This window comes from Streptomyces sp. S465, assembly GCF_026898115.1.
Classification (GTDB): Bacteria; Actinomycetota; Actinomycetes; order Streptomycetales; family Streptomycetaceae; genus Streptomyces; species Streptomyces luomodiensis.
This window is the reverse complement of sequence record NZ_CP114036.1, coordinates 3,215,476-3,234,939: the sequence shown is the minus strand read 5'-3', so window position 1 is coordinate 3,234,939 and position 19,464 is coordinate 3,215,476. Positions and strand designations below refer to the sequence as shown.

The following is a 19,464-nucleotide window of genomic DNA, read 5'->3' as shown; positions in this document are numbered from 1 at the left end:
TATGCGAACGCTGTGCGCTTCCACTCTCATCGGTGAGTTCTTCGTGATCGGTTTCGCCGGGCTGGTCGCGATGAAGACGTCCGGGCTGTCCATGGGCACCGTCTGGACGGTCTGCGGGATCGCCATGGCTCTGTGTGTGCTGCTGTGCGGGCTGCTGAGCCGTCCGGGGGCGGTGCAGATCGGCTGGGCGGTGCAGATCGGCCTGGTGCTGAGCGGCTTCGTGGTGTCCACGATGTTCTTCCTCGGCGCGATCTTCGCCGGGCTGTGGTGGGCCTCGGTCCACTTCGGCCGCAAGGTCGACGAGGCGAAGGCGCGGTTCGCCGCGTCCTCGGCCGCTTCACCTGACGCTGCGTAACGTGGTCGTGGTCCGCCCATGTAGCCTCTGCTCCACAGCCCCACTCGCACGTCATTTCCCAAAGGAGCCCGCACCGTGAGCCAGCGCACGCTCGTCCTTCTCAAGCCCGACGCCGTCCGACGCGGTCTGGTGGGCGAGATTCTGGGGCGGATCGAGAAGAAGGCGGGCTGGACGATCAGCGCCCTCGAGCTGCGTCAGCTGGACCGTGAGGTCCTGGAGCAGCACTACGCCGAGCATGTCGGCAAGCCGTTCTACGAGCCCCTGGTGGAGTTCATGGCCTCCGGTCCGGCCGTGGCGCTGGTCGTCGAGGGCGAGCGGGTGATCGAGGGCGTCCGGGCGCTGGCCGGGCCGACCGATCCGATCGCCGCCGCGCCGGGTTCCATCCGTGGCGATTTCGGCACCATCGTTCGGGAAAATCTGATCCATGCCTCGGACTCGGCGGAGTCCGCCGAGCGGGAAATCAAGATTTTCTTTCCCGGTCTCGCCTGATCCCGATCCGATCGTTCACTGATCGGCCATCAGTTTGATCATCAGCTTGCCTTACCCCTGCTGACCTGGGGGCGGTCGAATTACCCGGCCGCCCCTTGGCATATGCGACCCGATCGGGGGAACGCGTCTCCGCGACACGTCGTCACCATAAGAGCAGGCGGGGTCGTGTTCTGCTGACAATGGCGGAGGACCCCCGCAGCGTGTTCGAGCGGGCGTGACTACGATGAGAGCTTCCGCGCCTCGCAGCGCATACCCATCCTGCCGACCTCAAGCAAGCAATCGCTCCAGCAGGGAAGGCCTGACGTATCCTCATGGGGAACAACATGTCGTTCATCGGCCGTGACATGGCTGTCGACCTCGGGACCGCCAACACGCTGGTGTACGTCAGGGGCCGCGGGATCGTCCTCAACGAGCCATCCGTCGTCGCCATCAACACCAACACCGGCGGAATTCTCGCCGTGGGCGCCGAGGCGAAGAAGATGATCGGCCGCACCCCTGGCAACATCGTCGCTGTGCGTCCGCTCAAAGACGGCGTCATCGCCGACTTCGAGATCACCGAGCGGATGCTGCGCTACTTCATCCTGAAGATCCATAAGCGCCGCTATCTCGCCCGGCCCCGTGTGGTGGTCTGTGTGCCGTCCGGTATCACCGGAGTCGAGCGCCGTGCCGTCATCGAGGCGTCCACCCAGGCGGGCGCCCGCCAGGTGCACATCATCGAGGAGCCCATGGCCGCGGCCATCGGCTCCGGCCTTCCGGTCCACGAGGCCACCGGAAACATGGTCGTGGACATCGGCGGCGGCACCACCGAGGTCGCCGTCATCTCGCTGGGCGGCATCGTCACCGCCCAGTCCATCCGGGTGGCGGGCGATGAGCTGGACAACGCGATCATCCAGCACATCAAGAAGGAGTACAGCCTGCTGCTCGGCGAGCGCACCGCCGAGAACATCAAGATCACCATCGGTTCGGCGTTCGAGAGCGACGAGGAGGAGCACACCGAGATCCGCGGCCGTGACCTCGTCAGCGGGCTCCCCAAGACCGTCGTGATCTCCGCCGCCGAGGTCCGCAAGGCCATGGAGGAGCCGGTCAACTCGATCGTCGACGCGGTCAAGACCACCCTCGACAAGTGCCCTCCGGAGCTCTCCGGCGACGTCATGGACCGCGGCATCGTGCTCACCGGCGGCGGCGCGCTGCTGCGCGGCCTCGACGAGCGGCTGCGCCGCGAGACCGGCATGCCCATCCACATCGCCGAGGACCCGCTGGACTCCGTCGCGCTCGGGTCCGGCAAGTGCGTGGAGGAGTTCGAAGCGCTCCAGCAGGTGCTGGACGCCCAGCCCCGCAGATGACAACCCGGCGGACCGGCCGTACGGGTGGATGGCCGCCCGTGCGGCGGAACGCTGATATACAGGCATAAGGCTCCCCTGGACCGGCCGGACACCACATCACCGCATTCGGTCCGACTTCGACGAGGAAGGCACGTCGCCGCACGTGAGGGACACACGAGAGAGCCGGCTGCTCCTGGTGCTGCTGGTCGCCATCGCGTTCGCGCTGATCACGGTGGATATCCGCGGCGGCGAGGACTCCCCCCTCGACGGCGCCCGTCAGGCCGCCGCTTCGGTTTTCGGGCCGGTGGAGGACAGCGTCGCGTCCGCCGTGGACCCGGTCGGCAACGCCGTCGCGGCCGTACGGGAATCCGGTGACCGGCACGACCGGATCCGTCGGCTGGAGGAGGAGAACACCAAGCTCAAGCAGCGGCTCGGCAGCGACGACCGCAACCGCGCCCGCTCCGCCGAGCTCGACAAGCTGCTCAGGACCGCGGGCGCCGGCCAATACGGCATCAAGGGCGCGCAGGTCATCGGCATCGGCGCCGCCCAGGGCTTCTCCTGGACCGTCACCATCGACATCGGCAGCGATGACGGCATCCGCCGCGACATGACCGTCATCAACGGCGACGGACTGGTCGGCCGGGTCACCACGGTGGGCGCCTCGACCTCGACCGTACTGCTCGCCATCGACCCGGACTTCACCGTCGGCACCCGGATGGAGGGGTCGGGCGAGCTCGGCTTCGCCACCGGGCGCGGCGACCGTTCGCTGCACGTACAGCTCCTCAACGGAAAGGCCCGGATCAAGAAGGGCGACCGAATGGTCACCTTCGGTTCCCAGGCCGACAAGCCGTTCGTCCCCGGGGTTCCGGTCGGCAAGGTCGTCCGCGTCGATCCCACCGGAGGGGACCTCACCCGCACGCTCCAGGTGCGCCCGTACGTCCAATTCAGCAAGCTGGACATCGTCGGGGTCGTCGTCCAGCCGCCGCGCGACAACCCGCGCGACACCGTGCTGCCGCCCAAGCCCGCGAAGCCCAAGCCGACGCCCACGGTCACCGTCACGGCCAACCCCTCCGCCACCGCCACGAGCCCGGCCGCCAACAGGAGCTGACCGATGCTGCACCTCAACCGGATCGTCCTGTCGACCTGCCTGGTGGTCTTCGCGCTCGTCGTCCAGGTCTGTGTGCTGGCCCGGCTCCAACTGCCCGGCGCCGTCCCGGACCTGCTGCTGCTCGTCGTGCTCGGCCTCGCGCTGGTCTACGGCCACACCGGCGGTGCGCTCATCGGCTTCGGCGCGGGGCTGCTCGCCGACCTCGCCCCGCCCGCCGACCACGCCGTCGGCCGCTACGCCCTGGTGCTGTGCGTCATCGGCTATCTGGCGGGGCTCGCCAAGCCGGAGACCGGTCAGCTGAGGTCGGCCACCGGGCCGATGCTGGTGGTCGTGGCGGCGGCCGTCGGTGCCACGCTGCTGTACGCGGGGGTCGGCATCCTGGTCGGCGACGACGCCGCCCGTCAGGTGGGCCTGGGCAAGCTGCTGTTCACCGCCGCCCTCTACGACCTGCTGCTGGCGCCCTTCACGGTGCCGCTGATCATGGGGCTGGCCAGACGGAGCGAGAACGATCCGATGGCCGACAGCGCGGGCGGCGGCGGTGAGAGCCCGTCCCGCTGGATCAGCACCGCGGGCGGCGTCAGCACCGGCCGGGCCGGCCGGATGAGCCGGCTCAGGCGTCCGGGCCGGGCGGCCCGGATCGGCAGCCAGCGCGGCGGACTGCTGGCCCGCGCGGGGAAGAACAGGACGGCACGCATCAAGGGGGTCAAGCGCCTGTGAACACCGCCCTCCCGTCGCCCGCTGCCCTCAGGGGGGCGTCATGAGCAACATTCCCGAGACGGGACGGACCACCCGGGTCACCGTCCGGCTCGTCGCCATCCAGATCCTGGTCTTCTCGCTGCTGCTGACCCTCGGCGGACGTCTGTGGTACCTCCAGATCCGCAACGGCGACCAGTACACCGCCGAGGCCGCCAACAACCACGTCCAGCAGGTCGTCCACCCCGCCGTGCGCGGCTCGATACTGGACGCCCGGGGGGTGCCGCTCGCCGACAACGAAACCCGTCTCGTGGTCTCCGCCAGCCGCACCGAGCTGATGAAGATGCCGGACGACGGCAAGGCTGTCCTCACCCGCCTCGCCGACGTCCTGGGCATGAAGCCCAAGGACGTCATGGACAAGGTCCGGCTGTGCGACGCCAAGACCCCGCAGCCCTGCTGGAACGGTTCCCCCTACCAGCCCATCCCGATCACCGACGAGGCCAGCGCCAAGCAGGCGCTGCAGATCCGCGAGCGCGAGGAGGACTTCCCCGGCATCAGCGCCGAGCCCACCGCCGTGCGCCGCTACGCCGCGCCCGCCGGCTCCAACGCCGCCCAGGTGCTCGGTTATCTCTCCCCGGTCACCGATGAGCAGATAAAGAAGGCCGAGGACACCAAGTCGCCGCTGCTCCGCTCCGACCAGGTGGGCAGCAACGGCCTCGAAGCCCAGTACGACAGCGAGCTGCGTGGCAAGGCGGGGGTGACCCGTTACGAGGTCGACAACCTCGGCCGTGTCATCGGCCAGCGGGAGAGCCAGCGGGCCCGTCCCGGCGACAACGTGGTCACCAGCATCGACTCCCGCGTCCAGGCGGTCGCGGAGAAGGAGCTGGCCCAGGCGATGAAGGACGCCCGCAAGCAGTTCGACAAGAACACCGGCCGCAACTACAAGGCGGACTCGGGCGCGGTGGTGGTCATGGAGGCCAAGACCGGCCGGGTGGTGGCCATGGCGTCCAACCCGACGTACGACCCCAACGCCTGGGTCGGCGGCATCTCCGGCAAGGACTACGCGAAGCTCACCGGCAAGAACTCCAACTATCCGCTGCTGAACCGGGCGATCCAGGGCCAGGCGGCCCCCGGCTCGATCTTCAAGGTGGTGCCGACGACCGCCGCGGTCAACGCCGGCTACTCCTTCAACGGCCCCTACGCCTGCACCAGCTCGTTCAACATCGGCAGCCAGGTCTTCAAGAACTTCGAGTCCGAGAACTACGGCGGGATCAGCCTCGGCCGCGCGCTGGAGGTCTCCTGCGACACCGTCTTCTACCGCATCGCCTACGACGAGTGGAAGAAGGACGGCGGCAACAAGCCCAAGAAGAATCCGGGGGACTGGTTCTACAAGACCGCCCACCAGTTCGGCCTCGGCAAGGAGACCGGCATCGACCTCCCCAACGAGGTCACCGGCCGGGTCCCGGACCGCCAGTGGAAGAAGGACTACTGGGAGGCCAACAAGGACGCCTGGTGCAAGAGCGGCAAGAAGGACGGCAACTACGGCCAGCGGATCGCCTACGAGAACTGCCTCGAGGGGATGAAGATGCGCGCCGGTGACTCGGTGAACTACTCCATCGGTCAGGGCGACACCCTCGTCACCCCGATCCAGATGGCCACCATCTACGCGGCGATCAGCAACGGCGGAACGCTCTACGACCCCACCATCGGCAAGGCGATCGTCAGCCCCGACGGCAAGGACGTCCAGGAGATCAAGCCGACGTCGCACGGCAAGCTGCCGATGAGCGGCACGCTGCGCAAGCAGATCGACAGCGCGCTCGCGGGCGTCGCCACCCAGGGCACCGCCGCCTGGCGGTTCCAGGGCTGGCCGCAGGACAAGATCCCGATGCATGCCAAGACCGGTACCGCGGAGGTCTACGGCAAGCAGACCACGTCGTGGTTCGCGACGTACACCAAGGACTACTCGATCGTCATGACGATCTCCCAGGGCGGCACCGGCTCCGGTGCCTCCGGTCCCGCCGTGCGCAAGATCTACAACGCGCTGTACGGGGTCGACGCCAAGGGCAACATCGACCAGAAGAAGGCGCTGCTGCCCAAGCCGCAGGCCAGCCTGCCGAAGATCTCCTCGGACGGCTCCATCGAGGCCGAGCCCCTCGGCAAGCAGTTCGAGGCGGCCGGCCGGGACCGGCGGCGGGGGACGGATTCGTGAGCGACGCACGCGCGGCCGCCGGGCCGCAGACGATGGCGAAAGCCGCACCTCTGCGCCGCGCGGGCGGCAGTGACATGGGCCGCTGCCGCGGCGGGGCGAACGGGAGGCAGCTGTGAGCGCTTCCACGCATGGGTATGCCGTCCGGCGCTTCACCCCGGAGCGCGGCACCTGGAGCAAGCTCATGGCGCGCGACTCGGTCGTCCGCCGTCTCGACTGGGTGCTGCTGCTCACCGCGCTGGCCCTGTCCGCCATCGGCGGCGCGCTCGTCTACTCCGCCACCCGCAACCGCACCGAGCTCAACCAGGGCGACCCGTACTACTTCCTGGTCCGGCACGCCCTCAACACCGGGATCGGGCTGGTGCTCGCCATCGGCACCATCTGGCTGGGCCACCGCACCCTGCGCGGCGCGGTCCCGGTCCTCTACGGCCTGTCCATCGTCCTCGTCCTCGCCGTGCTCACCCCGCTGGGCTCGACGATCAACGGCGCGCACGCGTGGATCGTGGTCGGCGGCGGCTTCTCCCTGCAACCGGGTGAGTTCGCCAAGATCACGATCATCCTGGGCATGGCGATGCTGCTGGCCGCGCGCGTGGACGCCGGGGACCGGCTCATCCCCGACCACCGCACCGTCGTCCAGTCGCTCGGCCTGGCCGCGCTGCCCATCGCGATCGTGCTGCTGATGCCGGACCTCGGCTCGGTGATGGTCATGGCGGTGATCGTGCTCGCCGTGCTGCTCGCCTCCGGCGCATCCAACCGCTGGATCGCGGGGCTGATCCTCGCGGCCGTGGTCGGCGCGCTGCTCATCTGGCAGCTGCACGTCCTCGACCAGTACCAGATCGACCGCTTCGCCGCCTTCGCCAACCCCGCGCTCGACCCGTCCGGGGTCGGCTACAACACCAACCAGGCGCGGATCGCGATCGGCTCGGGCGGTCTCACCGGTAAGGGACTCTTCCACGGCACCCAGACCACCGGTCAGTTCGTCCCCGAGCAGCAGACCGACTTCGTCTTCACGGTCGCGGGAGAGGAGCTCGGCTTCCTCGGTGCCGGGCTGATCATCGTGCTGCTGGGGATCGTGCTGTGGCGCGCCTGCCGGATCGCGCGTGACACCACGGAGCTGTACGGGACCGTCGTCGCGGCCGGGATCATCGCCTGGTTCGCCTTCCAGGCGTTCGAGAACATCGGGATGACGCTGGGCATCATGCCGGTGGCCGGTCTGCCGCTGCCGTTCGTCTCCTACGGCGGGTCCTCGATGTTCGCCGTATGGATCGCGATCGGACTGTTGCAGTCCATCCGGGTGCAGCGGCCCGTCTCCGCTTAAGGAGCTCAGGGCTGATAAGTCCGGATTCGGGTACGAGACCTCCATGGTGGACACGAAGCAGGAGATCGAACGTAAATACGAGGCCACCGCCGAGGAAGCCGGTCCGTCCGGGCGACCCGACCTGCCGGGTCTGCCCGAGCTGACCGGGGCGGGCCCGGTCGCGACCGTGGTGAGCCGGGGTGTCGCCACCCTCGAGGCCACCTACTACGACACCCCCGGGCGCCGGCTGCTGGCCGACGGCATCACCTTGCGCCGCCGCACCGGCGGCGATGACGAGGGCTGGCATCTGAAGCTGCCGGTCGGCCCGGACACCCGGGAGGAGCTGCACGCGCCGCTCGGCGGCGAGGTGCCCGCCGAGATGGCCGCGCTGCTGCGCTCCCGGGTCCGCCACGACCCGCTGCGCCCGCTCGCCCATCTGCACACCGAGCGGGACCGCAAGGACCTGGTGGCCGCCGACGGCACCGTGCTCGCCGAGGTGTCCGTCGACCGCGTGACGGCCCGGCGCCTGGCGCCCGAGGACGGCGAGCCGGTGCGGTGGACCGAGGTCGAGGTCGAGCTCGCCGAGGGCCGGGCCCATGACGAGCGGCTGCTCGACGCGGTCGAGACGCGGCTGTGCGACGGCGGTCTGCACCGCGCCGACAGCCCCTCCAAGCTCGCCAAGGCCCTGGCCGAGACGGAGAGGGGCGCGGTCGCGGCCGAGACCGGCGGAGGTGGGCCGGGCCGGTCCGCCGGACCGGGGAAGCCCGCGAAGCCCGGGAAGCCGGAGAAGGCGGGGAGGCCGGAGAAGGCAGGGAAGCCGGAGAGGGCAGGGAAGGCCGGAAAGCCCGCGAAGCCGGGGAAGCCCGCGAAGACCGCCCGTGAGGTCGAACAGGCCGCGCCGGCGGCCCGGCGGCCGCTCGGCGCCGACGACGTCGTCCTGGACTACGTGCGCCGTCAGCTCGACGCCCTGGTACGGCTCGACCCCGCCGTGCGCCGCGACCTGCCGGACGCGGTGCACCGGATGCGGGTCGCCACCCGCCGGCTGCGCAGCGCCTTCCGCTCCTACCGCAAGGTCCTCGACCGTACGGTGACCGATCCGGTCGGCGACGAGCTGAAGTGGCTGGCCGGTGAGCTCGGCGTGGAACGCGACCGCGAGGTGCTCACCGAGCGGCTCGCGGGCCGTCTCGCCGAGCTGCCGGACGACCTGCGGCGCGGCCCGGTGCGGGACCGGCTGCGCCACTGGTCGCGAGGGCGGCGCGACGGCGCCCGCGCGACCGTCCTGCGCGCGCTGGACAGCGAGCGCTATCTCACGCTCCTGGACACCCTCGACGCCCTGGTGGCCGATCCGCCACTGCGCCCCGCCGCCGCGAAACCGGCCGCGCCGGTGGTCGCCAAGGCCGTGCTGCGCGACTACGAGCGGCTCGCCGGCCGGGTGGCCACCGCCCTTGAGACGCCCCCGGGACCGGACCGCGACGTCGCCGTCCACCAGGCCCGCAAGGCCGCCAAGCGGGTCCGCTACGCCGCCGAGACGGCCCGGCCCGCGCTCGGCAAGCCCGCCAAGAAGTTCGCCCGCCGGATGCGGGCCGTGCAGGACGTGCTCGGCGACCACCAGGACAGCGTCGTCGCGCGCGAGGCGCTGCGGACGCTGGCCGCCCAGGCCCACGGCGCGGGGGAGAGCGACTTCACCTTCGGGCTGCTCCACGGGCGGGAGGAGGCGCAGGCCGCCGCCCGTGAGCGTGAGCTGCCCGGACTGTGGGCCGAGGTCTCCCGTCCCGAGCACCGGGCGGCCCTGGGAGCCTGATCCATGGCCGAGGGACCCCGGCGGGGCAGGTACGCTTGAGGGTCACCCCTGTCAGCTCACGAAAGTCCGCGATGTCTGTCGAGTCGGTCTTCCCACAGCTCGAGGCCCTGCTGCCGCATGTGCAGAAGCCCATCCAGTACGTAGGCGGTGAGCTCAATTCCACTGTCAAGGACTGGAACTCCTGCGACGTCCGCTGGGCGCTCATGTACCCCGACGCCTATGAAGTCGGGCTGCCCAACCAGGGCGTCATGATCCTCTACGAGGTCCTCAACGAGCGCGAGGGCGTGCTCGCCGAGCGCACCTACAGCGTGTGGCCGGACCTCGAGGAGCTGATGCGCCGGCACAAGGTGCCGCAGTTCACCGTGGATTCGCACCGCCCGGTGTCGGCGTTCGACGTCTTCGGCGTCTCCTTCTCCACCGAGCTGGGATACACCAACCTGCTCACCGCGCTCGACCTCGCCGGCATTCCCCTGGACGCCGCGGACCGCACCGAGGACCACCCCGTCGTGGTCGCGGGCGGGCACGCCGCGTTCAACCCGGAGCCGATCGCGGACTTCATCGACTGCGCGGTGATCGGCGACGGTGAGCAGGCCGTGCTCGACATGACCGAGATCATCCGCGCCTGGAAGGCCGAGGGCCGTCCGGGCGGCCGGGACGAGCTGCTCTTCCGGCTCGCCCGCACCGGCAGCGTCTACGTCCCGAAGTTCTACGACGTGGAGTACCTGGCCGACGGGCGGATCTCGCGTGTCGTGCCGAACCGCTCGGGAGTGCCGTGGCGGGTGTCCAAGCACACCGTCATGGACCTCGACGAGTGGCCGTACCCCAAGCAGCCGCTGGTGCCGCTGGCCGAGACCGTCCATGAGCGGATGTCGGTGGAGATCTTCCGCGGCTGCACCCGCGGCTGCCGGTTCTGCCAGGCGGGCATGATCACCCGCCCGGTGCGCGAGCGGTCGATCACCGGTATCGGCGAGATGGTCGACAAGGGACTCAAGGCCACCGGCTTCGAGGAGGTCGGACTGCTGTCGCTGTCCTCGGCCGACCACACCGAGATCGGCGACATCGCCAAGGGCCTCGCCGACCGGTACGAGGAGGACAAGATCGGCCTGTCCCTCCCCTCCACCCGGGTGGACGCCTTCAACATCGACCTCGCCAATGAGCTGACCCGCAACGGACGCCGCTCCGGCCTCACCTTCGCCCCCGAGGGCGGCAGTGAGCGCATCCGTAAGGTCATCAACAAGATGGTCTCGGAAGAGGACCTCATCCGTACGGTGGCCACCGCGTACGGCAACGGCTGGCGGCAGGTGAAGCTGTACTTCATGTGCGGTCTGCCCACCGAGACCGACGACGACGTGCTCCAGATCGCCGACATGGCGACCAAGGTCATCGCCAAGGGCCGCGAGGTGTCCGGCAAGAACGACATCCGCTGCACCGTCTCGATCGGCGGGTTCGTCCCCAAGCCGCACACCCCCTTCCAGTGGGCGCCGCAGCTGAGCGCCGAGGAGACCGACGCCCGGCTGGAGAAGCTGCGCGACAAGATCCGCGGCGACAAGAAGTACGGCCGCTCCATCGGCTTCCGCTACCACGACGGCAAGCCCGGCATCGTCGAGGGCCTGCTCTCGCGCGGCGACCGCCGGGTGGGCGCGGTCATCCGCGCCGTCTACGAGGACGGCGGCCGCTTCGACGGCTGGCGTGAGCACTTCTCGTACGACCGGTGGATGCAGTGCGCCGAGCGGACCCTGCCCGCATTCGGCCTCGACGTCGACTGGTACACCACGCGCGAGCGCACCTACGAGGAGGTCCTGCCCTGGGACCACCTCGACTCGGGGCTCGACAAGGACTGGCTCTGGGAGGACTGGCAGGACTCCCTCGACGAGACCGAGGTCGAGGACTGCCGCTGGACCCCCTGCTTCGACTGCGGCGTCTGCCCGCAGATGCAGACCGAGATCCAGATCGGCCCCACCGGCCGGAAGCTGCTTCCGCTGTCGGTGAAGTAGCCGTTGTCGGTGACGTAGCCGTGCGGTGGCCGTCCGGCCACCCTCCGCTCACCGGGCCGCCCACAAAGTAGGCTGGAAGACACCGGGGCCCCAGCGGCCCTGGTGTTCGACCGCAAAGAAGTACAAGGAGACAGTCCCCTGGGCAAGCGACAGCCCGAAGGCCCGCCGCCCGCTCCCGCGGTGCAGCGCATCCGTTTGCGTTACACCAAGCGCGGCCGCCTCCGGTTCACCAGCCACCGCGACTTCCAGCGCGCCTTCGAGCGGGCGCTGCGCCGCGCCGAGGTGCCGATGGCCTACTCGGCGGGCTTCACCCCGCACCCCAAGGTGTCGTACGCCAATGCCGCACCCACCGGCACCGGCAGCGAGGCGGAGTACCTGGAGATCCAGCTGACCGCGGCGCGTGACCCCGAAAAGCTGCGTGCGCTCCTCAACGAGTCGCTGCCCGCGGGGCTCGACGTCATCGACGCCGTCGAGGCCCGGACCTCGGGACTCGCCGACCGGCTACAGGCGTCCGTATGGGAGATCCGGCTCGACCAGGTCGCCCCCGCGGAGGCCGAGCGAGCCGTCGCCGCCTTCCTCGAGGCCGACACGGTCGAGGTGGAACGCCGGACGAAAAATGGGTTGCGAACCTTCGACACCCGTGCCGCGGTGGCCCGGCTGGAGGCGTTTCCGCCGCCGTCCGATAGGCCAGGCGACGGTGGCTGTGCGATACTGCGGCTGGTGGTACGGCATCTGACACCTGCCGTGCGACCCGACGACGTCCTGTCCGGTCTCCGCGCTACGGCCGACCTGGCGCCGCCGGTCCCCGCAGCGGTGACCAGGCTGGCGCAGGGGCTGCTCGATGAGGAGTCCGGCACGGTGACCGACCCGCTCGCGCCCGATCGCGAGGCAGCTCAAGCCGCCCCAACCGCGGCCGCCGAGCTGACCGCCGCGATGGCGCCGGAAGGTCCCGCGTAGGACCGCCGTCGATGCGCCGCCGATGGCACTTGGGAGCCACCCGGGTCCGGCTGGCGCACTGACCAGGAGACTTTCGCCGGTCCCGAGATATCCGGTCCCGGCGAGCGAGACGACAGCTCCCGTGCGGCGACCGCGCCCCGGGCGGCGGCACCCGCGCACAGTGCGCGGGTGGCCGGCCGGAGGCAGGCGCGGCGCCCGGGAGCGTGACGGGAGAAACGCCCGCATGCTCGAACCAATTGAGCCGACCCAACCTTTCCAGCCCCTTGGGCCGTCAGCGGCGCGTGCCGCGGCGCCCGGGGATGCCATCGAGAGCACACCCAGCGACACCCTGCCGCCGCGCCGCCGCCGTGCGGCCTCCCGCCCGGCCGGCCCACCGGCCGGTGCCGTGAGCGACGCCGAGGTGACCACGCCCTCCGTACCGGCCATACCGGCTGATCAGGCCGGTTCCGCCGGCTCGTCCGAGGCCGCGTCGGTCGCCGGTGCCGCCGTGGTCACCGCGAGTGGCTCCGCGTCCGGCCCCGATGCCGCGTCCGCCGCTCCGCCCGCCCGTCCGCGTCGCCGGGCGACGCGCAAGGCGGCGGCTCCGGCGGGTTCGCCGGAGGCCGCGGAGACCGTGGTGCCGGCCGACGCCGGCCGTGGCGGTGAGGCGGCCGAGGCCGCCACCGAGCCCGTGGTGGAGACCGCCCCCGAGGCCGCTCCGCCCGCCCGTACGCGTCGTCGTGCGACCCGTAAGGCGGCCGCTCCGGCGGGTGCGCCCGTGGAGGCGGCGAAGTCGGAGGAGGCGGAGGCGCCGGCCGAGGCGGAGGAGTCCGGCGCGGCTGCTGAGGCCGCGTCCGAGGCGGAGGCCGTGCCCGCGGCGCCCGCCCGTACGCGTCGTCGTGCGACCCGTAAGGCCACCGCCCCCGCGGGCCCGCCGCAGGCGGAGGCCGCCGACGCGGACGCGTCGTCCGCGGCGGCCGCTGGTGGCGCTGGTGACGAGGCCACGGCCCCAGCCGCAGCCGACGATGCCTCGGCCGACGAGGCCCCGCGGACCCGTACGCGTCGTCGTGCGACCCGTAAGGCGACTGCTCCGGCGGGTGCGCCCGTGGAGGCGGCGAAGTCGGAGGAGGCGGAGGCGCCGGCCGAGGCGGAGGAGTCCGGCGCGGCTGCCGAGGCTGCGGCCGAGGCGGAGGCCGTGCCTGCGGCGCCCGCCCGTACGCGTCGTCGTGCGACCCGTAAGGCCACCGCCCCCGCGGGCCCGCCGCAGGCGGAGGCCGCCGAGAAGCCTGTGGCTGCGGAGCCCGTGGCCGAGGAGTCCGTCGCCGGGCAGCGGAGCGAGAGCGCCGAGGAGACCGCCGGTACGGAGGCCGTGGAGGCGCCGCGCGCCCGTACCCGCCGCCGGGCCGCCCGTAGCGCCGCACCCGCCGAGGAGCCGGCCGCCGCGCCGGAGCCGCAGGCCGTCGAGACCCCCGCCGTCGAGACCCCGGCCGCTGAGGCCCCGGCTGCCGAGGCCGCGTCCGAGGCGGAGCCGGAGCCCGCGCCCCGCTCGCGGCGCCGGGCGGTCCGCCCGCCGAAGGCCGTGTTCCAGGCGCCGGTCTTCACCGAGCCGGTCTTCCAGACGCCGGAGAGCGCCGCCGCCGCGCTGCGGGAGGCCGAGGAGGAGGAAGACCAGGAGCAGCTGACGGCCGAGACCGTCGAGCCCGAGGCGCCCACCAGCCGCCGTCGGCGCCGCCGCCGTGGCGGTGAGCCCGTCGAGGAGCACCCGGAGGTCGAGGAGACCGGGACCGAGGCCGAGTCCGGTCAGCCCGAGTCGGACCAGCCCGAGGGCGAGCACGGCGAGGAGGAGTCGGGCGACCGTCCGGCCCGCCGCCGTCGCCGGGGCGGACGCCGACGCCGTCGGGGCGAGGCCGCCGAGGCCGAGGGCGCCGAGGGGCGTCCCGAGGCCGAGACCGGTGAGCGGTACGAGGACGAGCCCGCCGCCGAGGGCGAGAGCGCCGAGGAGCAGGGCGAGGGCCAGGACGAGGCGGCCGGCCCCGGGGCCGGCGAGCTCGGCGGTACCACCAGCGCCAGCAGCCGTCGTCGCCGTCGCCGCCGTCGGCGCAGCGGCGAGGCCGTCGACGTGGAGACGAGCGGTGACGACCCGGAGCGTACGGTCGTCAAGGTCCGCGAGCCGCGGGAGCGGCGCGGCAAGGAGGCCGAGTCCGGCGCCGACGAGGTGCAGTCGATCAAGGGATCGACGCGTCTGGAGGCCAAGAAGCAGCGCCGTCGCGAGGGCCGTGAGCAGGGCCGTCGTCGCGTGCCGATCATCACTGAGGCCGAGTTCCTGGCCCGCCGCGAGGCGGTCGAGCGGGTCATGGTCGTCCGGCAGCACGGCGACCGCACCCAGATCGGGGTGCTGGAGGACAACGTCCTCGTCGAGCACTTCGTCAACAAGGAGCAGGCGACCAGCTACGTCGGCAATGTCTACCTGGGCAAGGTCCAGAACGTGCTGCCGTCGATGGAGGCGGCCTTCGTCGACATCGGCAAGGGCCGCAACGCCGTGCTGTACGCGGGCGAGGTGAACTTCGAGGCGCTGGGGCTCGCAGGAGGCCCGCGCCGCATCGAGACCGCCCTGAAGTCCGGCCAGTCCGTCCTGGTGCAGGTCACCAAGGACCCGATCGGCCACAAGGGCGCCCGGCTGACCAGCCAGGTCTCTCTCCCGGGCCGCTACCTGGTCTATGTGCCCGAGGGCTCGATGACCGGCATCAGCCGCAAGCTGCCCGACACCGAGCGGGCGCGGCTGAAGCAGATCCTCAAGAAGATCGTCCCCGAGGACGCGGGCGTGATCGTCCGCACCGCCGCCGAGGGCGCGAGCGAGGAGGAGCTGTCCCGCGACGTCGCCCGGCTACAGGCGCAGTGGGAGGAGATCCAGAAGAAGGCGAAGAGCGGTGGTGCCCCGTCGCTGCTCTACGGCGAGCCCGACATGACCGTCCGGGTCGTCCGCGACATCTTCAACGAGGACTTCTCCAAGGTCATCGTCAGCGGTGACGACGCCTGGCAGACCATCCACGGCTATGTCTCGCACGTGGCGCCCGACCTCGTGGACCGGCTCCAGAAGTGGACCTCGGACGTCGACGTCTTCGCCACCTACCGGATCGACGAGCAGCTGATGAAGGCGCTGGACCGCAAGGTCTGGCTGCCCAGCGGCGGCTCGCTGGTGATCGACCGGACCGAGGCGATGGTCGTCATCGACGTCAACACCGGCAAGTTCACCGGCCAGGGCGGCAACCTGGAGGAGACGGTCACCAGGAACAACCTGGAGGCGGCCGAGGAGATCGTGCGCCAGCTGCGGCTGCGCGACCTCGGCGGCATCATCGTGATCGACTTCATCGACATGGTGCTGGAGTCCAACCGCGACCTGGTGCTGCGCCGACTGCTGGAGTGCCTGGGCCGGGACCGCACGAAGCACCAGGTGGCGGAGGTCACCTCGCTCGGCCTGGTCCAGATGACCCGTAAGCGGGTCGGCCAGGGGCTGCTGGAGTCCTTCTCCGAGTCCTGTGTGCACTGCAACGGCCGCGGTGTGATCGTCCACATGGACCAGCCGTCCGCCGCCGGCGGCGGCAAGCGCAAGAAGAAGAAGGCCGCGGCCGGTACCGGTCAGCAGCCGGCCGAGCCGGAGCAGGCCGCCGTGGCCGAGGCCGAGGACGTCACCGAGGCGGCGGCCGAGATCGCCGCGGAGGCCACGCAGCCGAAGCCGCTGCCCGAGCCGGTGTTCGCGGCCGACGAGGAGCTGTACAGCAGCGCCGCCGAGGCCGAGGCCGCCGCGACCCGTGGGCGTACGCGCCGCCGTGCCACCCGTAAGGTGACCGCCCCGGCGGGCGCCCCGAAGGCCGCCGGGCGGCCGGAGGGCGCGGTGGTCGTGGTGGCCGACGAGCCCAAGGAGACGCCCCAGGCGGTGCCCGAGCCGGCGCCGGAGGCGGCTGTGGAGGCCCCCGCTCCCGCTCCCGTCGAGGAGCCGGAGGCCGCGCCCCAGCCGGAGGCCGTGGCCCCGCTGGAGGCCGTTCCCGCGCCGCGTACGCGTCGTCGGGTGACCCGTAAGGTGACCGCCCCCGCGGGCTCGCCGACGGGCTCCGAGGAGGCGGCCGTGGTGGTCGTGAGCGCGCCCGCGGCGGAGCCGGAGCCGGCGTCCGAGCCGGAGCGGCCCGAGCCGAGCCCGGAGCCGGAGGCGGTGTCCCAGGACGCGCCTGCTGAGGGTGCGCCCGCCGAGGAGGCTTCCGCCGAGGCCGAGGCCGAGACCGAGGCGCCGGCGAAGAAGACCGCCCGTAAGGCGGCCGCCAAGAAGGCCCCGGCGAAGAAGACGGCCGCCAAGAAGACCGCCGCGAAGAAGACGGCGGCCAAGAAGACGGCCGCCAAGAAGACCACGGCGAAGAAGACCACGGCGAAGAAGACGACCGCCAAGAAGACGGCGGCCAAGAAGACCGCGGCGGCGGAGCAGCAGACTCCGCCGTCGGTGTCGGCCGCCGCCGAGGACTGACGGCAGCCGGTGCCCGAGGGGCGCCCGCGTACCCGCGCGGGTGCCCCTCAGGGCTCTGGTAGCCTTGACCCTCGGCGTCTGTACGCCAAACCCCTGAGCACATCCCTTCCGCTCCGCCGGAAGAGGCCGTTCGGCCGACGGTGAATCGCATGATCACTCGGTTGTCACGACCCTCCATGGGCCGTGTTGGGCGGCTGGCATCAGAGGTCCCGATTTCTAGCGAGAGAGTGAGAACCGCGTGTACGCAATCGTGCGCACCGGCGGCCGCCAGCAGAAGGTGGCCGTGGGCGATGTCATCGAGGTCGACCGTCTGGCCACCAGCAAGGTCGGCGACACCGTCGAGCTCTCGACTCTGCTCGTTGTCGACGGCGATGCCGTCACCAGCGACCCGTGGGTGCTGGCCGGTGTGAAGGTTCACGCCGAGGTCGTTGACCACCACAAGGGTGCCAAGATCGACATCCTGAAGTACAAGAACAAGACCGGTTACCGGAAGCGGATCGGCCACCGTCAGCTGCACACCGCGCTGAAGATCACCGGCATCGACTCGGCTGCGAAGTAAGGGACTGAGGAGACATGGCACACAAGAAGGGCGCATCGTCCACTCGGAACGGTCGCGACTCCAACGCCCAGCGGCTCGGCGTCAAGCGCTTCGGCGGCCAGACCGTCAACGCGGGCGAGATCCTGGTCCGCCAGCGCGGCACGCACTTCCACCCGGGCTCGGGTGTCGGCCGCGGCGGCGATGACACGCTGTTCGCGCTGGCCGCCGGTGCGGTGCAGTTCGGCACCAGCCGGGGCCGCAAGGTCGTGAACATCGTCCCGGTCGCTGAGTAATCAGCCCGGCGCGACATCGCACAGCCTTACCGAGGGCGGACCGCTCTTCCCGGGAACGGGAAGCGGGTCCGCCCTCGGCGCGTTACGAGCGTCAGGCCCGTAACACCACATCCACCCCGTACGTAACTGGAGGCACCCGTCATGACCACCTTCGTGGACCGCGTCGAACTGCATGTCGCCGCGGGTAACGGAGGCCACGGCTGCGCCTCCGTGCACCGCGAGAAGTTCAAGCCGCTCGGGGGGCCGGACGGCGGCAACGGCGGCCGTGGCGGCGATGTGATCCTGGTCGTGGACCAGTCCGTCACCACACTGCTCGACTACCACCACAGCCCGCACCGCAAGGCCACCAACGGCAAGCCCGGTGAGGGTGGCAACCGCTCCGGCAAGGACGGCACCGATCTGATCCTGCCGGTCCCGGACGGCACTGTCGTCCTCGACAAGAAGGGCAACGTCCTGGCCGATCTGATCGGACAGGGCACCACCTACATCGCCGCCCAGGGCGGCCGCGGCGGCCTCGGCAACGCCGCGCTCGCCTCGCCCCGCCGCAAGGCCCCCGGCTTCGCGCTGCTGGGCGAGCCGGGTCACTCCGGGGACGTCGTCCTCGAGCTCAAGACCGTCGCGGACGTGGCCCTCGTGGGCTACCCGAGCGCCGGCAAGTCGTCGCTGATCTCGGTGCTCTCGGCGGCCAAGCCGAAGATCGCCGACTATCCGTTCACCACGCTGGTGCCCAACCTCGGGGTGGTCACGGCCGGTTCCACCGTCTACACCATCGCCGACGTCCCCGGTCTGATCCCCGGCGCCAGCCAGGGCAAGGGGCTCGGCCTGGAGTTCCTCCGCCATGTCGAGCGCTGCTCGGTGCTGGTGCACGTGCTGGACACCGCGGCCCTGGAGTCCGAGCGCGACCCGCTGACCGACCTCGATGTCATCGAGGCGGAGCTGGCCCAGTACGGCGGTCTGGACGACCGGCCCCGGGTCGTGGTGCTCAACAAGGTCGACATCCCCGACGGCCAGGACCTCGCCGACATCATCCGGCCCGATCTGGAGGCCCGCGGCTACCAGGTCTTCGAGGTCTCGGCCGTCGCCCATCTCGGCCTCAAGGAACTGTCCTTCGCCCTGGCGAAGATCGTCGCGGAGGCGCGGGCGGCGAAGCCGAAGGAGGAGGCGACCCGGATCGTCATCCGGCCGAAGGCCGTGGACGACGCGGGCTTCACGGTCGTCGCCGAGGAGGGCTTCTACCGCGTGCTGGGCGAGAAGCCCGAACGCTGGGTCCGCCAGACCGACTTCGCCAACGACGAGGCCGTCGGCTACCTCGCCGACCGCCTGGCCCGCCTCGGCGTCGAGGAGCAGCTGATGAAGGCGGGTGCCCGTTCGGGTGACGAGGTCGTCATCGGCCCCGAGGACAACGCGGTCGTCTTCGACTGGGAGCCGAGCATCGCGACCGGAGCGGAGATGCTGGGCCGCCGTGGCGAGGACCACCGCTTCGACGCGCCGCGTCCGGCCGCTCAGCGGCGGCGCGAGCGGGATGCGGAGCGGGACGGGGCGGAGCAGGAGTTCGACGCGTTCAAGCCGTTCTGAGGGGTGGTGGGCTGTGTCGCGGGGCGTGTCCGTTCCCCGGACGGAGTCCGGGCGGCTGCCCGAAGCCTGGGAGGCCCGCTGGGGCCGAGCATCGCGAGGGTGGCCATCGTGGGGTCAGCCCACCGCTTCGACGCGCCGCGTCCGGCCGCTCAGCGGCGGCGCGAGCGGGATGCGGAGCGGGACGGGGCGGAGCAGGAGTTCGACGCGTTCAAGCCGTTCTGAGGGGTGCTGGGGCCCCTCCGAGGGCCGCGCGGCCGCCCGGAGCCCCCTTCGCGGGCTGTGAAGGGGCTTCTCGGGGCCGCTGGGCAGAGGGCATGACGAAGGGGCCCGGGAGACCTCTCCCG

At 71.4% G+C, this 19,464-nt stretch carries 14 protein-coding genes; all 14 read left to right on the top strand.

The genetic code is table 11. The features are described from left to right. Position 1: 1 nt before the first annotated feature. Positions 2 to 355 carry a DUF4233 domain-containing protein gene (locus N6H00_RS14110; RefSeq protein WP_268972016.1) on the top strand — a complete coding sequence of 118 codons (354 nt, stop codon included), beginning with the start codon at positions 2 to 4 and terminating at the stop codon, positions 353 to 355. 75 nt (positions 356 to 430) lie between these two features. Beyond that, complete coding sequence (ndk, locus tag N6H00_RS14105; RefSeq protein WP_137977951.1) at positions 431 to 844, top strand: nucleoside-diphosphate kinase; 414 nt, start codon at positions 431 to 433, stop codon at positions 842 to 844. 323 nt (positions 845 to 1,167) lie between these two features. Next, positions 1,168 to 2,187, top strand: a complete 1,020-nt coding sequence (locus N6H00_RS14100; protein ID WP_268976960.1) for a rod shape-determining protein — start codon at positions 1,168 to 1,170, stop codon at positions 2,185 to 2,187. A gap of 142 nt (positions 2,188 to 2,329) precedes the next feature. Further along, positions 2,330 to 3,274, top strand: a complete 945-nt coding sequence (gene mreC / locus N6H00_RS14095; protein ID WP_268972014.1) for a rod shape-determining protein MreC — start codon at positions 2,330 to 2,332, stop codon at positions 3,272 to 3,274. 3 nt (positions 3,275 to 3,277) lie between these two features. Then, a complete protein-coding gene (gene mreD, locus N6H00_RS14090; protein ID WP_443072947.1) occupies positions 3,278 to 3,991 on the top strand; it encodes a rod shape-determining protein MreD in 714 nt (237 codons plus the stop codon). Between the two features lie 40 nt (positions 3,992 to 4,031). Continuing rightward, on the top strand, positions 4,032 to 6,176 hold the full coding sequence (mrdA, locus tag N6H00_RS14085) for a penicillin-binding protein 2 (protein ID WP_268972013.1): 2,145 nt from the start codon (positions 4,032 to 4,034) through the stop codon (positions 6,174 to 6,176). Positions 6,177 to 6,357: 181 nt separating this feature from the next. Further along, positions 6,358 to 7,491: a rod shape-determining protein RodA gene (gene rodA, locus N6H00_RS14080; RefSeq protein ID WP_268976958.1), complete on the top strand. Its 1,134-nt coding sequence runs from the start codon at positions 6,358 to 6,360 to the stop codon at positions 7,489 to 7,491. Between the two features lie 43 nt (positions 7,492 to 7,534). Continuing rightward, the gene (locus tag N6H00_RS14075; protein ID WP_268972012.1) at positions 7,535 to 9,271 is read left to right on the top strand and encodes a CYTH and CHAD domain-containing protein; all 1,737 of its coding nucleotides are present in this window, start codon (positions 7,535 to 7,537) and stop codon (positions 9,269 to 9,271) included. Positions 9,272 to 9,342: 71 nt separating this feature from the next. Further along, the gene (locus N6H00_RS14070; RefSeq protein WP_268972011.1) at positions 9,343 to 11,265 is read left to right on the top strand and encodes a TIGR03960 family B12-binding radical SAM protein; all 1,923 of its coding nucleotides are present in this window, start codon (positions 9,343 to 9,345) and stop codon (positions 11,263 to 11,265) included. Positions 11,266 to 11,445: 180 nt separating this feature from the next. Then, positions 11,446 to 12,222: a TIGR03936 family radical SAM-associated protein gene (locus tag N6H00_RS14065; protein ID WP_268972010.1), complete on the top strand. Its 777-nt coding sequence runs from the start codon at positions 11,446 to 11,448 to the stop codon at positions 12,220 to 12,222. A gap of 223 nt (positions 12,223 to 12,445) precedes the next feature. Then, positions 12,446 to 16,714 (top strand): Rne/Rng family ribonuclease, encoded by a 4,269-nt coding sequence (locus N6H00_RS14060; RefSeq protein WP_268972009.1) that lies wholly within the window; start codon positions 12,446 to 12,448, stop codon positions 16,712 to 16,714. A gap of 238 nt (positions 16,715 to 16,952) precedes the next feature. Next, complete coding sequence (rplU, locus tag N6H00_RS14055) at positions 16,953 to 17,273, top strand: 50S ribosomal protein L21 (protein WP_268972008.1); 321 nt, start codon at positions 16,953 to 16,955, stop codon at positions 17,271 to 17,273. A 14-nt stretch (positions 17,274 to 17,287) separates the two neighbouring features. Further along, positions 17,288 to 17,545 carry a 50S ribosomal protein L27 gene (gene rpmA / locus N6H00_RS14050; protein ID WP_268972007.1) on the top strand — a complete coding sequence of 86 codons (258 nt, stop codon included), beginning with the start codon at positions 17,288 to 17,290 and terminating at the stop codon, positions 17,543 to 17,545. A 141-nt stretch (positions 17,546 to 17,686) separates the two neighbouring features. Then, positions 17,687 to 19,120, top strand: a complete 1,434-nt coding sequence (gene obgE / locus N6H00_RS14045; protein ID WP_268972006.1) for a GTPase ObgE — start codon at positions 17,687 to 17,689, stop codon at positions 19,118 to 19,120. The last annotated feature ends 344 nt before the right edge of the window (positions 19,121 to 19,464 follow it).